Raw genomic sequence first — 12,862 nt, 5'->3', positions numbered from 1 at the left:
TTTTCCGCACCATGCGGTGGACCGGGCCGTGGTCAACTGGCCCGATCGCGGGTGCCACAACTGTCTATGGCGCGGCCGGCGCGGCTCCCTACACTGACGATATCTTCCCAACGCCGCGCCATCGCCATCGCCATGACCCAGTACGCCTTCCGCCTGCTCAACGTCTTCGCCGAATCGACCTTCGGCGGCAATCCGCTGTGCGTCTTCGAGGACGGACGCGGGCTGGACAGCGCGACGATGCAGGCCATCGCGCTACAGTTCAACCTCTCCGAGACCACCTTCATCCTGCCCTCCGAGCGTGCCGATGCGCGCGTGCGGATCTTCACCACCGGCTACGAGATGCCCTTCGCCGGGCACCCGACCCTCGGCACCGCGCAGGTCGTGCGGGCGTTGCGCGGCAGCGGCGACCGGTTGCAACTGGAGTTCACCGCTGGCGTCGTGCCGGTGTCCGCGCAGGGCAACGTCTGGACCTTCACCGCGCCCCATCGCGGTCAGCCGAAGACGGCCCCCTCGGGTCTTGCCGATGCCGAGATCGCCGCGCTGCTCGGCCTGGACGCCGCGGACCTGGCGGGCTCACCGATCTGGGTAGACACCGGCGCCGACCAGCTGCTGGTGCCGCTGGCCAGCCCGGATGCCGTGCGGCGCGCGAGCCCCGACAGCGCTCGGCTGCACGAGTGGCCGCAAAGCAGTCTGGGCCGCAAGACCGCCTACGTGTTCGCCTTCGACCCGCAGAACCCCGGCCGCGTGCTGTCGCGCTACTTCTTCACCAAGCAGGGCGGCGGCGTGGCCGAAGACCCGGGCACCGGCTCGGCCTGCGCCAATCTGGGCGGCTGGCTGCTGGCGACCGGGCACGCGTTGCCGGCGCGCTTCGAGGTCGACCAGGGCGAAGCGGTGGACCGGCCCTGCCGGCTGCGGCTGCAGGTAAGCGAAGACGGCGCGATCCAGGTCGGCGGGCGGGTGGTGGAGATCGGACGGGGGACGTTGACGCTATGATGATGGGAGTGCTTTGAACGTTGCCGGGGTTGCTGGTGCACGATGCCCTCTCCCCGGCCCCTCTCCCGCAAGCGGGCGAGGGGAGCAAACCAACGGTTTTCCAGGACATCCCCATGACCGACCACGCCATCCGCACCGTTGCCGAACTCGAAGCCCGCTACAGCGAGCCTGGCCAGGCGTCGCTTGCCAAGGAGGTCGATTACCTGCACCCGCTGTACCGCGCCTTCGTCGAAGCCTCGCCGTTCTGCCTGCTGTCCACCGTGGCCGAAGGCATGGCCGAATGCTCGCCGCGCGGCGATGCACCGGGCTTCGTCAAGGTGCTGGACGAGCGGACCCTGCTGCTGCCCGACCGGCGCGGCAACAACCGCATCGACAGCCTGCGCAATATCGTCGAGGACCCCCGGGTCGGGCTGCTGTTCCTGGTTCCCGGGGTGGAGGAGACGCTGCGCGTGGCCGGCACCGCCATCGTGTCCACCGATCCGGCGCTGATCGCCCGGTGCACCGTCGACGGCAAGGCGCCCGCCACGGTACTGGTGATCGCGGTGCGCTCGGTGTTCTTCCAGTGCGCCCGCGCGCTGGTGCGCTCGCGCCTGTGGGATCCACAGGCGCAGGTCGAGCGCAAGGCGCTACCGACTCCAGGCGCCATCCTCGCCGCGCTGACCCAGGACGGCATCGACGGCCGGGCCTACGACGCCGACCTGCCGCAGCGGATCCGGCAAACCCTCTACTGAATCAGCTCTGCCACGCGGGCTCGTCGTGGCCCAGCGGCACCGAGGGCGCGTCCCAGTGGGCCGGCGTCTCGGACAGGTGGGCGGCGTGGCGCACCGTGGTCAGCATGCCGAAGCCCGATGGCACCGCTTCGAGCAGATCGCTGATGTCCTCGATGCGCTGGTCCGGCACACCGAAGCCGTCATCGATCCGTCCCAGCGTGCGCAGCCACTGGGCGGTCTGGGCCAGCGAGACGCGCACCAGCCAGCTGCCGCCCTCGCTGGCACGCCGGTGCAGCGCCGCCATGGTGCCCAGTGCCAGCAGATAGCCGGCGGCGTGGTCCAGCACCTGTGCGGGCAAAGGCTGCGGCGTGTCCTTGCCCGCCGCCTGGGCCTCGGCATGGTTGAAGCCGGTGGCGGTCTGCACCAGCGAATCGAAACCCCGCTTGCCGGCCCACGGCCCGAGGTGGCCGTACGCCGACAGCGAGGCATAGACGATGCCTGGCCGCGCTCGCGCCACCTCCTGCGGGCCGATGCCAAGATCGGCCAGCCCGCCGGGACGGTAGCCCTGCACCAGCACGTCGGCGCGGTGCAGCAGCTTGTGCAGACAGCGCTTGTCGTCGGCATCGCGCAGGTCCAGCTGGCAGGAACGCTTGCCGCGGCCGGTGTCGATCACCAGCGGCGCCACCGACGGCAGATGCGGCGCGGTGACCAGCAGCACCTCGGCCCCGTGCGCCGCCAGCGTCCGGCCGGCCACCGGCCCGGCGATGATCCGCGTGAAGTCCAGCACACGTACGCCGGAAAGCGGCCGGGCGTCGACCCGCGGCAGCGCCGGCAGCGGACGGGGCGGCGCGTCGCCGATGCGCTCGATCGTCAGCACCGGCAATTCGCGCAGGGCCAGTGCCTGCGGATGCTGGTCCCATTCCTCGAAGGTGCGCATCGCGGCCACCACCAGGTTGGCGTCCGACGCTGCCGTCTCGAACGCCAGCCCCTCCCATTTCTGCAAGGCGGCCTGCACCGACGGGCGATCGTGCCCGCAGCCAAGCAGCCGCAGCACGCCGTCACGGTGATGGGGAAAGTTGGTATGCAGCCGGACCCAGCGGCCGTCGCCGCAGCGGTAGGCGCCGGCGATGGCGTCCCACAGCTCCGGTGCCGGCCCGCCGTCCACGCGCAGATAACGCTCGCTGCGAAACTCGGCGGCGGCATGCGCCATCTCGACCGACACCTGCTGCCAGCGTCCGCTGCGTTGATGCCAGAGCGCCGCAGCGGCCAGCGCCGCGGCTGACAGGCTCGCCTGCGCCGCGGTGCCGATGGGGAACGACGATGGCAGCGCCGGCTCCGCCCCGCTCAAGCGCAGATGGGCGAGCGCCTCGTCGGGCAGCGCGCAGTGGCGCCACAACGCCCGGACGGCATCGATGGGGTCCTTCAACGATGACATTGCCTTCTCCTGTCAGCCGGAAGTGCCGGCACACGGTAAAATGCCCGGTTCCGGCCAAAGCCGGCGCAGGCGGCAAGTTCGTCGCCCGCGCAGCACCATCGGCCGCCCCGAACGTTCGGCCCAACCATCCGGCCCACCACGGCCCAGCCATGAGCCAAGATCTCAATACCCAAGACAGCACGCCCGCGGCATCGAACTTCCTGCGGAGCATTATCGACCAGGACCTCGCCGCCGGCACCTATAGCGGCCGCAAGGACAAGCAGGGCCGCCCGCTTCCCCCGGTCATCACGCGCTTCCCGCCGGAGCCCAACGGCTACCTGCATATTGGCCATGCCAAGAGCATCTGCCTGAACTTCGGGCTGGCCCGCGACTATGGCGGCCGCTGCCACCTGCGCTTCGACGACACCAACCCGGTCAAGGAAGACACCGAGTACGTCGACTCGATCATCGACGCGGTCCGCTGGCTAGGCTTCAGCTGGGACGACGCCAGCGAAGGCAGCGACGGCCAGAGCCACCTGTACTACGCCAGCGACTACTTCGACCAGCTGTACGCCTTCGCGGAAACGCTGATCCAGCGCGGCGTGGCCTATGTCGACAGCCAGAGCGCGGAGCAGATCGCCGCCTCGCGCGGCAACTTCTCCGAACCGGGCACGCCCTCGCCGTACCGCGACCGCAGCGCCGAGGAGAACCTGCAGCTGTTCCGCGACATGCGCGACGGCAAGTACGCCGACGGCCAGCACGTACTGCGCGCGAAGATCGACATGGCAGCGCCCAACATCGTGATGCGGGATCCGGTGCTGTACCGCATCCGCCACGCGCATCACCACCGCACCGGCGACAAGTGGTGCATCTACCCGATGTACGACTTCACGCATTGCATCTCGGATGCGCTGGAGAACATCTCCCACTCGCTGTGCACGCTGGAGTTCGAGAACAACCGTCCGCTGTACGACTGGGTGCTGGCCCAGCTGCGCGATAGCGGCGTGTTCACCGAACCGCTGCCGCACCAGTACGAGTTCGCCCGGCTCAACCTGACCTACGCCATCACCAGCAAGCGCAAGCTGCTGCAGCTGGTGACCGAGGGCCGCGTGGACGGCTGGGACGACCCGCGCATGCCGACCATCGTCGGGATCCGGCGCCGCGGCTTCACGCCGGAATCGATCCAGCTATTCTGCGATCGCGTCGGCGTGGCCAAGTCCGACAGCTGGATCGACATGAGCACGCTGGAAGGCGCGGTCCGCGACGATCTCGATGGCCGCGCCGCCCGCGGCGTGGCAGTGCTGGACCCGCTCAAGCTGATCCTGGACAACTACCCCGAGGGGCAGGAAGAGGAATGCTCGGCGCCGGTGCACCCGAAGCGTCCCGAACTGGGCCGCCGCGTGTTCCCGCTGTCGCGCGAACTGTGGATCGAGCGCGAGGACTTCAACGAGAATCCTCCGAAGGGCTACTTCCGCCTGTTCCCGGGCAACAAGGTCCGGCTGCGCTATGGCTATGTAATCGAATGCACGGGCGTGGACAAGGACGCCGAGGGCAACGTCATCGCGGTCCATGCGAACTACCTGCCGGACACCAAGAGCGGCACGCCGGGCGCCGACAGCGTCAAGGTCAAGGGCAATATCCACTGGGTCAGCGCGGCGCATGCCTATGAAGCGGAAGTGCGCCTGTACGACCGGCTGTTCAAGGACCCGCATCCGGATTCGGGCGGCAAGAACTTCCTCGAGGCGCTGAACGAGGACTCCAAGCGGGTGATCACCGCCTATCTGGAGCCGGGCCTGCGCGACGCGGCCGCGGAGGACCGCTTCCAGTTCGAGCGGCACGGCTACTTCGTCGCCGACCGCGTGGACAGCCAGCCGGGCCGACCGGTCTTCAACCGCATCGTCGGGCTGAAGGACAGCTGGGGCAAATAAGCCGCCAGCCAGCCCAATGGCGGGAAGCGGACGAGCATCGTCCGCTTCCTGCCGCACCGAACCTTTCCATGCAGACCATTACCTTTACGCTGGACCGCGAGTTCATCGCGCTGAACGACCTGCTGAAGCTGACCGGCGTGGCCGATAGCGGTGGCGCCGGCAAGGCGCTGGTCGCCGCCGGCGACGTCACCGTCGACGGCGTGCCCGAGGCGCGCAAGACGGCCAAGATCCGCGCCGGCCAGGTCGTCCGGCTGCCCGGCGTGACGATTCGCGTCGTCGCCGCCTGAGCCAGCGCCCGCTCCAACGCCTCCCCTCAACCGACCCAACCCTCCGGGACCGCCATGCCAATCGCTTTCTGGTGCGTGCTGATTGCCGGTATCCTGCCCATCGCGACGGTGGGCATTGCCAAATGGGGAGCGCCCGGTTTCGACAATCACGATCCACGCGCCTGGCTGGAGCGCCAGTCCGGCCGCGCCCGCCGCGCCGACCTCGCCCATCGCAACCACTTCGAGGCGTTCCCGCTGTTCGCCGCCGCGGTGCTGTGCGCAAGCCATCTGCAGGCACCGCAGGCGCGCATCGACGAGCTGGCCATCGCTTTCATCGTGCTGCGGGTGCTTTACACGGTCTGCTATCTCGCCGACCGCGCCACGTTGCGCTCGCTGTGCTGGACGCTGGGGTTTTTGTGCATCGTCGGGCTGTTTCTGTTGCCCGTTCTGGTGCCTCAGTGACGCCGGTGCCTCACCGCCGAAATTTCCGCAGCGGAAGGTGTGGCACATCGCCCTACCACATTTGAATCTTCTGTAGAATCAGCGCTTTGCTGATTTTGGCCCCTGCCGCAGAGCCGGGGCATGAGGAACGGGGCATAGCATGTTCGGCATTGGAGTAGGGGATGTGGTGGCTGCGTCACTGGCTGCCGCAGGGGCCTGTCTTGTCTGCAGTATTCCGCGCGATTTTCTCGCGCATTTCCTGCGCAACTTCCCGGCATGGGTGCTGCGCACCTATGGCAAGCGCTCCCTGGTCACCCCGATCCTGACCGTGCTGGTGATCGGCCGCCTGATCGCACTGGGCGTCAACGGCCAGATCGACAGTGCCGCCGGCCAGGCGATGGTGATCGCCGCTGCCTTCCTGGCACTGGTCGCCGCCGCCGCGCTGCTGCGCTTCTACCTCAGCGATTACCGCAAGTCCCGCTGAAGCCGACGCGCCGCGTCGTCGGCTTCAGCCGTGGGGCGCGCCGCTGTCGGCCGCGCCCCATTCCGTTCGCCCCGCAAGGCGTCCCGGTCCTCGTGACCGCATCCCCTGACCCCTGATCCCTCGCCGCATGGCACTGAAGTCGACCATCTGCAAGGCCGAGCTGTCGATCTCCGATATGGACCGGCAGTACTACGGCAGCCACACCCTGACCATCGCCCAGCACCCGTCCGAGAACGATGCGCGCATGATGGTGCGCCTGCTCGCCTTCGCCTGCGAGGCGAGCGAGGACCTGGCGCTGACGCGCGGCCTGGACGAGCCGGACGAGCCGGATCTCTGGGAAAAGACGCTGACCGGCGACATCGCCCACTGGATCGACCTCGGCCAGCCGGACGAGGCCCGTCTCAAGCGCGCCGCCTCGCGCGCCGACCGGGTCACCGTCTTCGTCTACCAGCCGGCCAGCGCGCGGGAATGGTGGAAATCCGTCTCCGGCAAGGCCGGCAAGCTGCGCAACCTGACCGTGCGGAGCATTCCCGGCGAAGCGGTCGAGGAGCTGGCGCAACTGGCCCGCCGGGCGATGCGGCTGACCGTGACGATCCAGGACGGCGAGATCTGGGTCAGCGATGACGAGCGCAGCGTGCAGTTGCGGCTGGACACCTGGCAGCAGGCCGGCTGAACGGCAGCCGGCGCCGCGCGCACCGGCGCTGCCAAAACCGCTACACTGGCGCATCCGGGGCGGGCGATGGCTCTCATCGCCCGCCGTTTTTTTCCCGCCCGTCACGAAAGGAAACGGCATGATCACCACCCCCTCCGGCCTGCAATACGAAGACACCGTCCCCGGCAATGGCGCCGAAGCGACCGCCGGCAAGCACGTCACGGTCCATTACACCGGCTGGCTCTACGAGAACGGCCAACCGGGCCGCAAGTTCGATTCGAGCAAGGACCGCAACGACCCCTTCGTCTTCCCCCTCGGCGCCGGCCATGTGATCCGCGGCTGGGATGAAGGCGTGCAGGGCATGAAGGTGGGCGGTACCCGTCGCCTCGTCATTCCGGCGGACCTGGGCTACGGCGCGCGCGGCGCCGGCGGCGTGATTCCGCCCAACGCCACGCTGCTGTTCGAAGTCGAACTGCTGTCGGTCTGACCGGCCGGCTGTCAGAAGCCGATCGAGGCGTTCCCCACGTCCACCCGCACGCGGTCGCGTCCCAGCAGATGCGCCGCGTGCCGCGCATAATCGCGCGCCCAATCCGTGTCGTTGGCAAAGCGCTGCTCGCCCGAGAAGCGCGCCACGCTCAGGATCTTGTCGATCACCAGCACCTTGCCGACCGGACTCGACGCCTTGCAGTCCAGCTCGGCATATTCGCGGTCGAACCACGCCCAGCCGGCATCGTCGCTGATGCCCGCCAGTTCGCTGTCGCCAATCGTGTATTCGAACTCCCGGCCGGTGCCGAAGGCCACCGTAAGCGTTCTCGCCATTGCCCCTCTCTCCTTGCAGTGATGCGTCGTAGATTCGACTGCCGGCGGCGCATGCGCCACAGCAGCCGCACCGGCCTTCCGGCGGACGTTGCCGTCAACCGACATACCGGCGTCCATCCCCTTGCGGTCGACGGCCATGCGACTGTGCTGCCGGCCTTTGCATTATCCTTGCACTCATGGCCATCACCCGACAAGATCTCGAGGCGGACCGGCTGCGGGCATCCCTGAACAGCACCCCGGTCGCCTCGACGCTGCTTTCCGACGAAGCACTCGATCGGTCCGTGCGCGCCGCCCTGCAGAGCCGCCCCCGGATCGCCACCGCCGGCGCAGGCGCCGATGACAGGCACGGCGGCGATGTCTGGCTGTTCGGCTACGGCTCGCTGATCTGGAACCCGATGGTGGTGCACACCGAGCGGCGCCTGGCGACCGTGCACGGCTACCATCGCGGCTTCTATCTGTATTCCCGCATCAATCGCGGCACCTGGGACCGTCCCGGACTCGTGCTCGGGCTGGACCGCGGCGGCTCCTGCCATGGCATGGTCTTTCGGATACCGGAGGCGGTTCTTGAGCAGGAATTTCGCGTACTGTGGCGCCGCGAGATGATGACGGGGGCCTATCACCCCCGCTGGCTGCGCGTGAAACTGGCGGGCGAGCCGACCCCCCAGCGAGCGCTCGCTTTCGTGATGAACCGCTCCCATGAAGCCTATGCCGGCCGGCTGCCGGACGAGCAGATCGTCGGATGCCTGCAACACGCCTGCGGTCTGTACGGCCCGGCGCGGGACTACCTGCACCAGACCGTGCTGGGACTGGCCACGCACGGCCTGGACGATCCCTACCTGAGCCGGCTGTGGCGGCAGATCCAGGCCGCGGATGCGCTGGCCGCGCAGGCGAGGAGCGCCGACCCGGCAAGGCCGGCGCCCAGCGACCCGGTGACCGAACCTGCCGCCGATCCCGCCCCCGGCCCGCGCCGCGCCGCCGCCTGACGGCACACCCGACCATGTCCACGCCCACTGCCCATCCCCGCCGCCTGAAGGCCGCCGAGGCACTGGGACTGGGAACGCTGCTGCTGGGAGGCGCCCTGCTGGCCAGCGCAGGCGCGATGCCGCCCGGCATGCGGCCCGCATCGATCGCCACCTCGCCAGGGCCTGCCAAGCCGCGCCCTTCCCCGCCACAGGGCTCGACCGCGCGCCGCACCGGCGGCGTTACCGCGCTGGACCGCAACCTGCTGGTCGCCGCTGCCGCCGGAGACCTGGAACTGGTGCAACGGTTGATCGCGGCCGGCGCCTCGGCCCATGCACAGGACGAGCGCGGCCGCACCGCGCTGCTGGTCGCCGTCAACCTGCGGCACGCCCGCATTGCGCGGGCGCTGATGCAGGCGGGGGCGGACGTCAACCATCAGGACCGGGAATCGAACAGCGCCATCCTGCTGGCGGCGGCGACCAACCAGGTCGAGCTGGTGCGGCTGGCGCTGGCGCACGGCGGCGACCCCAACGCGATGGACCGCTACCGGGGCACGGCGTTGACGGTGGCCGCGCAACGCGGCAACCCGGAGGTGGTCCGGCTGCTGCTGCAGGCGGGCGTGCAGGTCGACCACGTGAACGGGCTGGGCTGGACCGCCCTGCTGGAAGCAATCGTGCTTGGCGACGGCAGTGCGCGCTATGAACAGGTGGTGCAGCTGCTGCTCGATGCGGGCGCCGACGCCAACCTGGCCGATCGGGACGGCAACACGCCGACGCGCCATGCCCGCCAGCGCGGCTACAAGACCATGGTGAAGATGCTGATGCGGGCGCGAGGCCACTGAGACCCGCGCGCCGCCCCCGCCCCGGCACAGGATCAGCCGCGCCGGGCCGCGTTCTCCGCCTCCTGCAACTGCCGCCACATCACCTTGCCGGTACCCGACTTGGGCAGCGCATCGACGAACTCGACCACTCGCGGGTACTTGTAGGCCGCCATGTTCTCCTTGGCCCAGTCGATGATCTGCTCCGGCGTGGTCTTGCCGCGGGCGTGGGCCTTCAGCACGACCACCGCCTTGACGGTCTCGCCGCGATACGGATCGCGCGTGCCGATGATGCAGGCCTCCTGCACGTCCGGATGGCGATACAGCAGGTTTTCCACCTCGGCGGGCCAGACCTTGAAACCCGACGCGTTGATCATCCGCTTGAGCCGGTCGGTGATGAAGTAATACCCGTCCTCGTCCATCCGCCCCAGATCGCCGGTGCGGAAGAAGGTCTTGCCCTCGAACTCGATGAAGGCCTCGCGCGTCGCGTCGGGCTTGCCCCAGTAGCCCTTGAATACCTGCGGGCCCGACACGATGATCTCGCCCACCTCGCCCGGCGGCAGCTCCTGCAGCGTGGCGGGATCGACCACGCGCGCATCGGTGTTGAAGGTCGGCACGCCCAGGCACTGCAGCTTGGGACGGTCGTAGGGATTGCTGTGGGTCGGCGCCATCGTTTCCGACAGGCCGTAGCCCTCCAGATAGTTCAGCCCGAACTGTTCGCGCAGCCGCTCGGCGACGGCCTGCGGCATCGCCGCGCCGCCCCCGCCGATATAGCGCAGGCTCGACAGGTCGAAGCTCTCCAGGTTCGGGCTGGCGAGGAAATCGATCACCATGGTCGGGATATTGGTCCAGTGCGTGACCTGATACCGCGAGATCAGCCGCCCGGCCACCTCCCGGTCCCAGCGCGGCAGCATCACCACCGTGGCACCGCTGTAGATCGGCCCGTTCATGCCGTACTGCATGCCGGTGACATGGAACAGCGGCAGCACCGACAGGATCACCGACTCCGCGCCCCCGCCGGACCAGGTCGCGCCGCCGACGACGTTGTGCATCACCGAGCGGTGCGTATGGATGCAGCCCTTGGGAAAGCCGGTGGTGCCCGAGGTGTACGGCATCACCGCCATGTCGTCCGGCCCGGCGGTATGCGGACCGGGCTGCAGCCCCGCCTGCATCGCCTCGGTCCATGGCGTCGCTCCTTCCGGCAGCGGATGCTCGGCGGTGAGCCAGGCCGGCGGCTCGTCCTCGGGATGGACATGGGACGACGGCAGCGCGTCGGCATAGTGGGTGACCAGCAAATGTTGCAGCTGCTGCTCCGCCGGCAGTTCGGCGTTGGCGGCGGCGACACCGCCGGCCAGGTCGGCGCTGCAGATCGCCACGGTGGCGCCGGCGTCGGTCACATAGTGCTTGAACTCCTCGGCCCGGTTCATCGGGTTGACCGGCACCACCACCGCATCGGCGCGCAGGATGGCGTAGTAGGACAGGATGAACTGCGGGCAGTTCTGCATGTACAGCAGCACGCGGTCGCCCTTGGCAACGCCGGCCTTCTGCTGCAGCCAGCCGGCCAGCGCCGTGGCCTGCTCCTCCAGTTCCCGGAAGGTGATCGCCTTGCCAAAATAGCGGATCGCCGCCTTGTCGGCGTAGCGCCGTGCGGACACCTCCAGGTTGTACCAGAGCGAGGTTTCGGGCAGCACGATCGCCGTGGGAAGGCGCTTGGGCCAGAACTGGAAATGAGGGCGAGGCTGCTGGTCGGGCATGGTGTCTCCTGGCTGTCTTGGCCGTCTTGGCTGTCGCCAGGCACTGGCGGGCGCGGGCGACGTGCCGGTTTTCGGATCGTCAGTCAATATAACTGAACGATCGTTCTATTTCCAATGGGGGACAATCCCCAAGGCCCGCCCGGACGGCTTGCGATGTCCGCGCGGCGGGCTGCACTGAACATGCTTGATTCGCTGCGGTCCGACCTTACCTGTTCCACGGAACCGAGTGTCCGGAATGTGCCGGACAGCGAACTATCGAGGCAACCGATGAGCGACGTAACCCTGCAGAACTTCGAAAACGACGTGGTCGAGCTGTCGCGCCGCGTGCCGGTGCTGGTCGACTTCTGGGCCCCCTGGTGCGGTCCCTGCCAGACCCTGGGCCCGTTGCTGGAGAAGCTGGAGCGCGAGGCCGGCGGGCGCTGGAAGCTGGCGAAGGTCAACGTCGACGAAAATCAGCCGCTGGCGGCGCATTTCGCCGTCCGCAGCATTCCGCACGTGATCGCCTTCGTCGACGGCCGGCCAGTGGACCAGTTTGTCGGCGTGCTGCCCGAATCGGGGCTGCGCCAGTTCATCGAGCGGGTGACCCCGAACCCCGGCCAGGTGTCGCTGCGGCAGGCCCGCGCAGCGCTGGCGCAGGGCGACCGGGAAGCGGCCCGCGCCGCGTTCCAGGCCGCGGTGGCGTTCGATCCCGGCTTCGACGAGGCCCGCATCGAGTACATCGGCTTCCTGCTGGACGAGAACGCGATGCAGGCGGCCGAGACCGAGTTCGGCATGCTGACCGAGCGCGCCGCCCAGGAGGAAGGCCATGCGGCGCTGGTCACGCGGCTGGAGGCATTGCGCGGCCTGGCCGGCCTGCCCGACGAGGCCACGCTGGCCGGCCGCGTGCAGGCGGACCCGAGCGATCTGCAGGCCCGGCTGGATCTCGCCCAGCTGCTGATCGCGCGGCGCCAGTACGAGCCCGCGCTGGCACAACTGCTGGAGATCGTGCGGCAGAACCGCGCCTTCGGCGACGATATCGGCCGCAAGACCATGCTGTCGGTGTTCGGCATGATGCCCGACCCGCAGAGCGTCGCCAGCTGGCGACGCCAGTTGAGCGCCGTGCTGAACTGACGGCGGGGCGGCCGCAGTCAAAGGCGCCAGGCAGGCCCGGCGTTACGGCGCGGCCTGCCCTTGCACCGGCCCTTCCACCAGCGTGAAGCCGTTCTCGCGCATATGCGCGACCATCGGCGCATCGCGCTGGCCAATGTGCTGGGCCAGCCAGCCCGGCAGTTCCGCGATCAGGCGGCGTCCGGTTTCGGCATCCCCCTGCTCGACGCAGCCGCGCGCCCGCGCGGCAATCGCCAGCATCTGCTCGTGCTCGGTGCGATGGCAGTCGCGCGGGCCGTAGCCCATCGCTTCCATCCACGCCTCCTCCTGGCCGAAGTGGTAGCGGGTATGGTCCAGCCACTCGTCCAGCGCGGCGAGCAGCGCCCCATCGGGCGCCTGCGCCGCCTGTTCGAGCAGTAGCAGGAATTCGGCGTGCAGATGGTCGGTGACCGGCTCGCCCAGCCGCAGTGCCGGCGGCAGGGCACTGCAATCGAGGTCGGGATCGCCAGCAGGCGGGTTGCAGGGTTCGCGCATGAAC

15 protein-coding genes are annotated in these 12,862 nt (G+C 69.0%); 11 read left to right on the top strand and 4 right to left on the bottom strand.

Annotation, left to right across the window (positions count from 1 at the left end):
• Positions 1 to 132 precede the first annotated feature (132 nt).
• Both K6V06_RS14520 and K6V06_RS14515 read left to right on the top strand, forming a co-directional pair.
• Positions 133 to 993, top strand: coding sequence for a PhzF family phenazine biosynthesis protein (locus K6V06_RS14520; RefSeq protein ID WP_222244509.1), 861 nt, complete (start codon positions 133 to 135; stop codon positions 991 to 993).
• Between the two features lie 113 nt (positions 994 to 1,106).
• Positions 1,107 to 1,724 (top strand): pyridoxamine 5'-phosphate oxidase family protein, encoded by a 618-nt coding sequence (locus tag K6V06_RS14515; RefSeq protein ID WP_222244507.1) that lies wholly within the window; start codon positions 1,107 to 1,109, stop codon positions 1,722 to 1,724.
• 1 nt (position 1,725) lies between these two features.
• Here the strand turns inward: K6V06_RS14515 and K6V06_RS14510 are convergent, their stop codons facing one another.
• Entirely contained in the window at positions 1,726 to 3,138 is a 1,413-nt protein-coding gene (locus K6V06_RS14510) for a CoA transferase (protein WP_222244505.1), read from the bottom strand.
• A gap of 149 nt (positions 3,139 to 3,287) precedes the next feature.
• Between K6V06_RS14510 and K6V06_RS14505 the strand changes: the two genes are divergently transcribed.
• The 6 genes from K6V06_RS14505 (at position 3,288) to K6V06_RS14480 (ending at position 7,375) form a co-directional block, all read left to right on the top strand.
• Entirely contained in the window at positions 3,288 to 5,045 is a 1,758-nt protein-coding gene (locus K6V06_RS14505) for a glutamine--tRNA ligase/YqeY domain fusion protein (protein WP_222244503.1), read from the top strand.
• 68 nt (positions 5,046 to 5,113) lie between these two features.
• A complete protein-coding gene (locus K6V06_RS14500) occupies positions 5,114 to 5,332 on the top strand; it encodes an RNA-binding S4 domain-containing protein (protein ID WP_222244501.1) in 219 nt (72 codons plus the stop codon).
• 54 nt (positions 5,333 to 5,386) lie between these two features.
• Positions 5,387 to 5,773 carry an MAPEG family protein gene (locus K6V06_RS14495; RefSeq protein WP_222244499.1) on the top strand — a complete coding sequence of 129 codons (387 nt, stop codon included), beginning with the start codon at positions 5,387 to 5,389 and terminating at the stop codon, positions 5,771 to 5,773.
• 139 nt (positions 5,774 to 5,912) lie between these two features.
• On the top strand, positions 5,913 to 6,236 hold the full coding sequence (locus K6V06_RS14490; protein ID WP_222244497.1) for a hypothetical protein: 324 nt from the start codon (positions 5,913 to 5,915) through the stop codon (positions 6,234 to 6,236).
• A 127-nt stretch (positions 6,237 to 6,363) separates the two neighbouring features.
• Positions 6,364 to 6,909 (top strand): YaeQ family protein, encoded by a 546-nt coding sequence (locus K6V06_RS14485; RefSeq protein WP_222244496.1) that lies wholly within the window; start codon positions 6,364 to 6,366, stop codon positions 6,907 to 6,909.
• Between the two features lie 118 nt (positions 6,910 to 7,027).
• Entirely contained in the window at positions 7,028 to 7,375 is a 348-nt protein-coding gene (locus tag K6V06_RS14480; RefSeq protein WP_222244494.1) for an FKBP-type peptidyl-prolyl cis-trans isomerase, read from the top strand.
• An 11-nt stretch (positions 7,376 to 7,386) separates the two neighbouring features.
• On the opposite strand, the gene K6V06_RS14475 is transcribed toward K6V06_RS14480, so the two are convergent.
• Positions 7,387 to 7,707 (bottom strand): hypothetical protein, encoded by a 321-nt coding sequence (locus tag K6V06_RS14475; protein WP_222244492.1) that lies wholly within the window; start codon positions 7,705 to 7,707, stop codon positions 7,387 to 7,389.
• 176 nt (positions 7,708 to 7,883) lie between these two features.
• On the opposite strand from K6V06_RS14475, the gene K6V06_RS14470 reads away from it, so the two are divergent.
• Both K6V06_RS14470 and K6V06_RS14465 read left to right on the top strand, forming a co-directional pair.
• A complete protein-coding gene (locus K6V06_RS14470; RefSeq protein WP_222244491.1) occupies positions 7,884 to 8,690 on the top strand; it encodes a gamma-glutamylcyclotransferase in 807 nt (268 codons plus the stop codon).
• A 14-nt stretch (positions 8,691 to 8,704) separates the two neighbouring features.
• Entirely contained in the window at positions 8,705 to 9,508 is an 804-nt protein-coding gene (locus tag K6V06_RS14465) for an ankyrin repeat domain-containing protein (RefSeq protein WP_222244489.1), read from the top strand.
• Between the two features lie 32 nt (positions 9,509 to 9,540).
• On the opposite strand, the gene K6V06_RS14460 is transcribed toward K6V06_RS14465, so the two are convergent.
• Positions 9,541 to 11,238 carry a long-chain fatty acid--CoA ligase gene (locus tag K6V06_RS14460; RefSeq protein WP_222244487.1) on the bottom strand — a complete coding sequence of 566 codons (1,698 nt, stop codon included), beginning with the start codon at positions 11,236 to 11,238 and terminating at the stop codon, positions 9,541 to 9,543.
• A 267-nt stretch (positions 11,239 to 11,505) separates the two neighbouring features.
• Between K6V06_RS14460 and trxA the strand changes: the two genes are divergently transcribed.
• Entirely contained in the window at positions 11,506 to 12,348 is an 843-nt protein-coding gene (trxA, locus tag K6V06_RS14455) for a thioredoxin (protein ID WP_222244485.1), read from the top strand.
• 42 nt (positions 12,349 to 12,390) lie between these two features.
• On the opposite strand, the gene K6V06_RS14450 is transcribed toward trxA, so the two are convergent.
• A complete protein-coding gene (locus K6V06_RS14450; RefSeq protein WP_222244483.1) occupies positions 12,391 to 12,858 on the bottom strand; it encodes a hemerythrin domain-containing protein in 468 nt (155 codons plus the stop codon).
• Between the last annotated feature and the right edge of the window lie 4 nt (positions 12,859 to 12,862).

The organism is Cupriavidus sp. AU9028 (assembly GCF_019795295.1).
In the GTDB taxonomy this organism is placed as follows: domain Bacteria; phylum Pseudomonadota; class Gammaproteobacteria; order Burkholderiales; family Burkholderiaceae; genus Cupriavidus.
Note: the sequence above shows the minus strand (reverse complement) of the source record. Positions and strands in the feature narration are given on the sequence as shown.

Coding starts and splice junctions, on each gene's coding strand:
- K6V06_RS14520 (WP_222244509.1), top strand. CDS start 133: ATGACCCAGTACGCCTTCCGCCTGCTCAACGTCTTCGCCGAATCGACC.
- K6V06_RS14515 (WP_222244507.1), top strand. CDS start 1,107: ATGACCGACCACGCCATCCGCACCGTTGCCGAACTCGAAGCCCGCTAC.
- K6V06_RS14510 (WP_222244505.1), bottom strand. CDS start 3,138: ATGTCATCGTTGAAGGACCCCATCGATGCCGTCCGGGCGTTGTGGCGC.
- K6V06_RS14505 (WP_222244503.1), top strand. CDS start 3,288: ATGAGCCAAGATCTCAATACCCAAGACAGCACGCCCGCGGCATCGAAC.
- K6V06_RS14500 (WP_222244501.1), top strand. CDS start 5,114: ATGCAGACCATTACCTTTACGCTGGACCGCGAGTTCATCGCGCTGAAC.
- K6V06_RS14495 (WP_222244499.1), top strand. CDS start 5,387: ATGCCAATCGCTTTCTGGTGCGTGCTGATTGCCGGTATCCTGCCCATC.
- K6V06_RS14490 (WP_222244497.1), top strand. CDS start 5,913: ATGTTCGGCATTGGAGTAGGGGATGTGGTGGCTGCGTCACTGGCTGCC.
- K6V06_RS14485 (WP_222244496.1), top strand. CDS start 6,364: ATGGCACTGAAGTCGACCATCTGCAAGGCCGAGCTGTCGATCTCCGAT.
- K6V06_RS14480 (WP_222244494.1), top strand. CDS start 7,028: ATGATCACCACCCCCTCCGGCCTGCAATACGAAGACACCGTCCCCGGC.
- K6V06_RS14475 (WP_222244492.1), bottom strand. CDS start 7,707: ATGGCGAGAACGCTTACGGTGGCCTTCGGCACCGGCCGGGAGTTCGAA.
- K6V06_RS14470 (WP_222244491.1), top strand. CDS start 7,884: ATGGCCATCACCCGACAAGATCTCGAGGCGGACCGGCTGCGGGCATCC.
- K6V06_RS14465 (WP_222244489.1), top strand. CDS start 8,705: ATGTCCACGCCCACTGCCCATCCCCGCCGCCTGAAGGCCGCCGAGGCA.
- K6V06_RS14460 (WP_222244487.1), bottom strand. CDS start 11,238: ATGCCCGACCAGCAGCCTCGCCCTCATTTCCAGTTCTGGCCCAAGCGC.
- trxA (WP_222244485.1), top strand. CDS start 11,506: ATGAGCGACGTAACCCTGCAGAACTTCGAAAACGACGTGGTCGAGCTG.
- K6V06_RS14450 (WP_222244483.1), bottom strand. CDS start 12,858: ATGCGCGAACCCTGCAACCCGCCTGCTGGCGATCCCGACCTCGATTGC.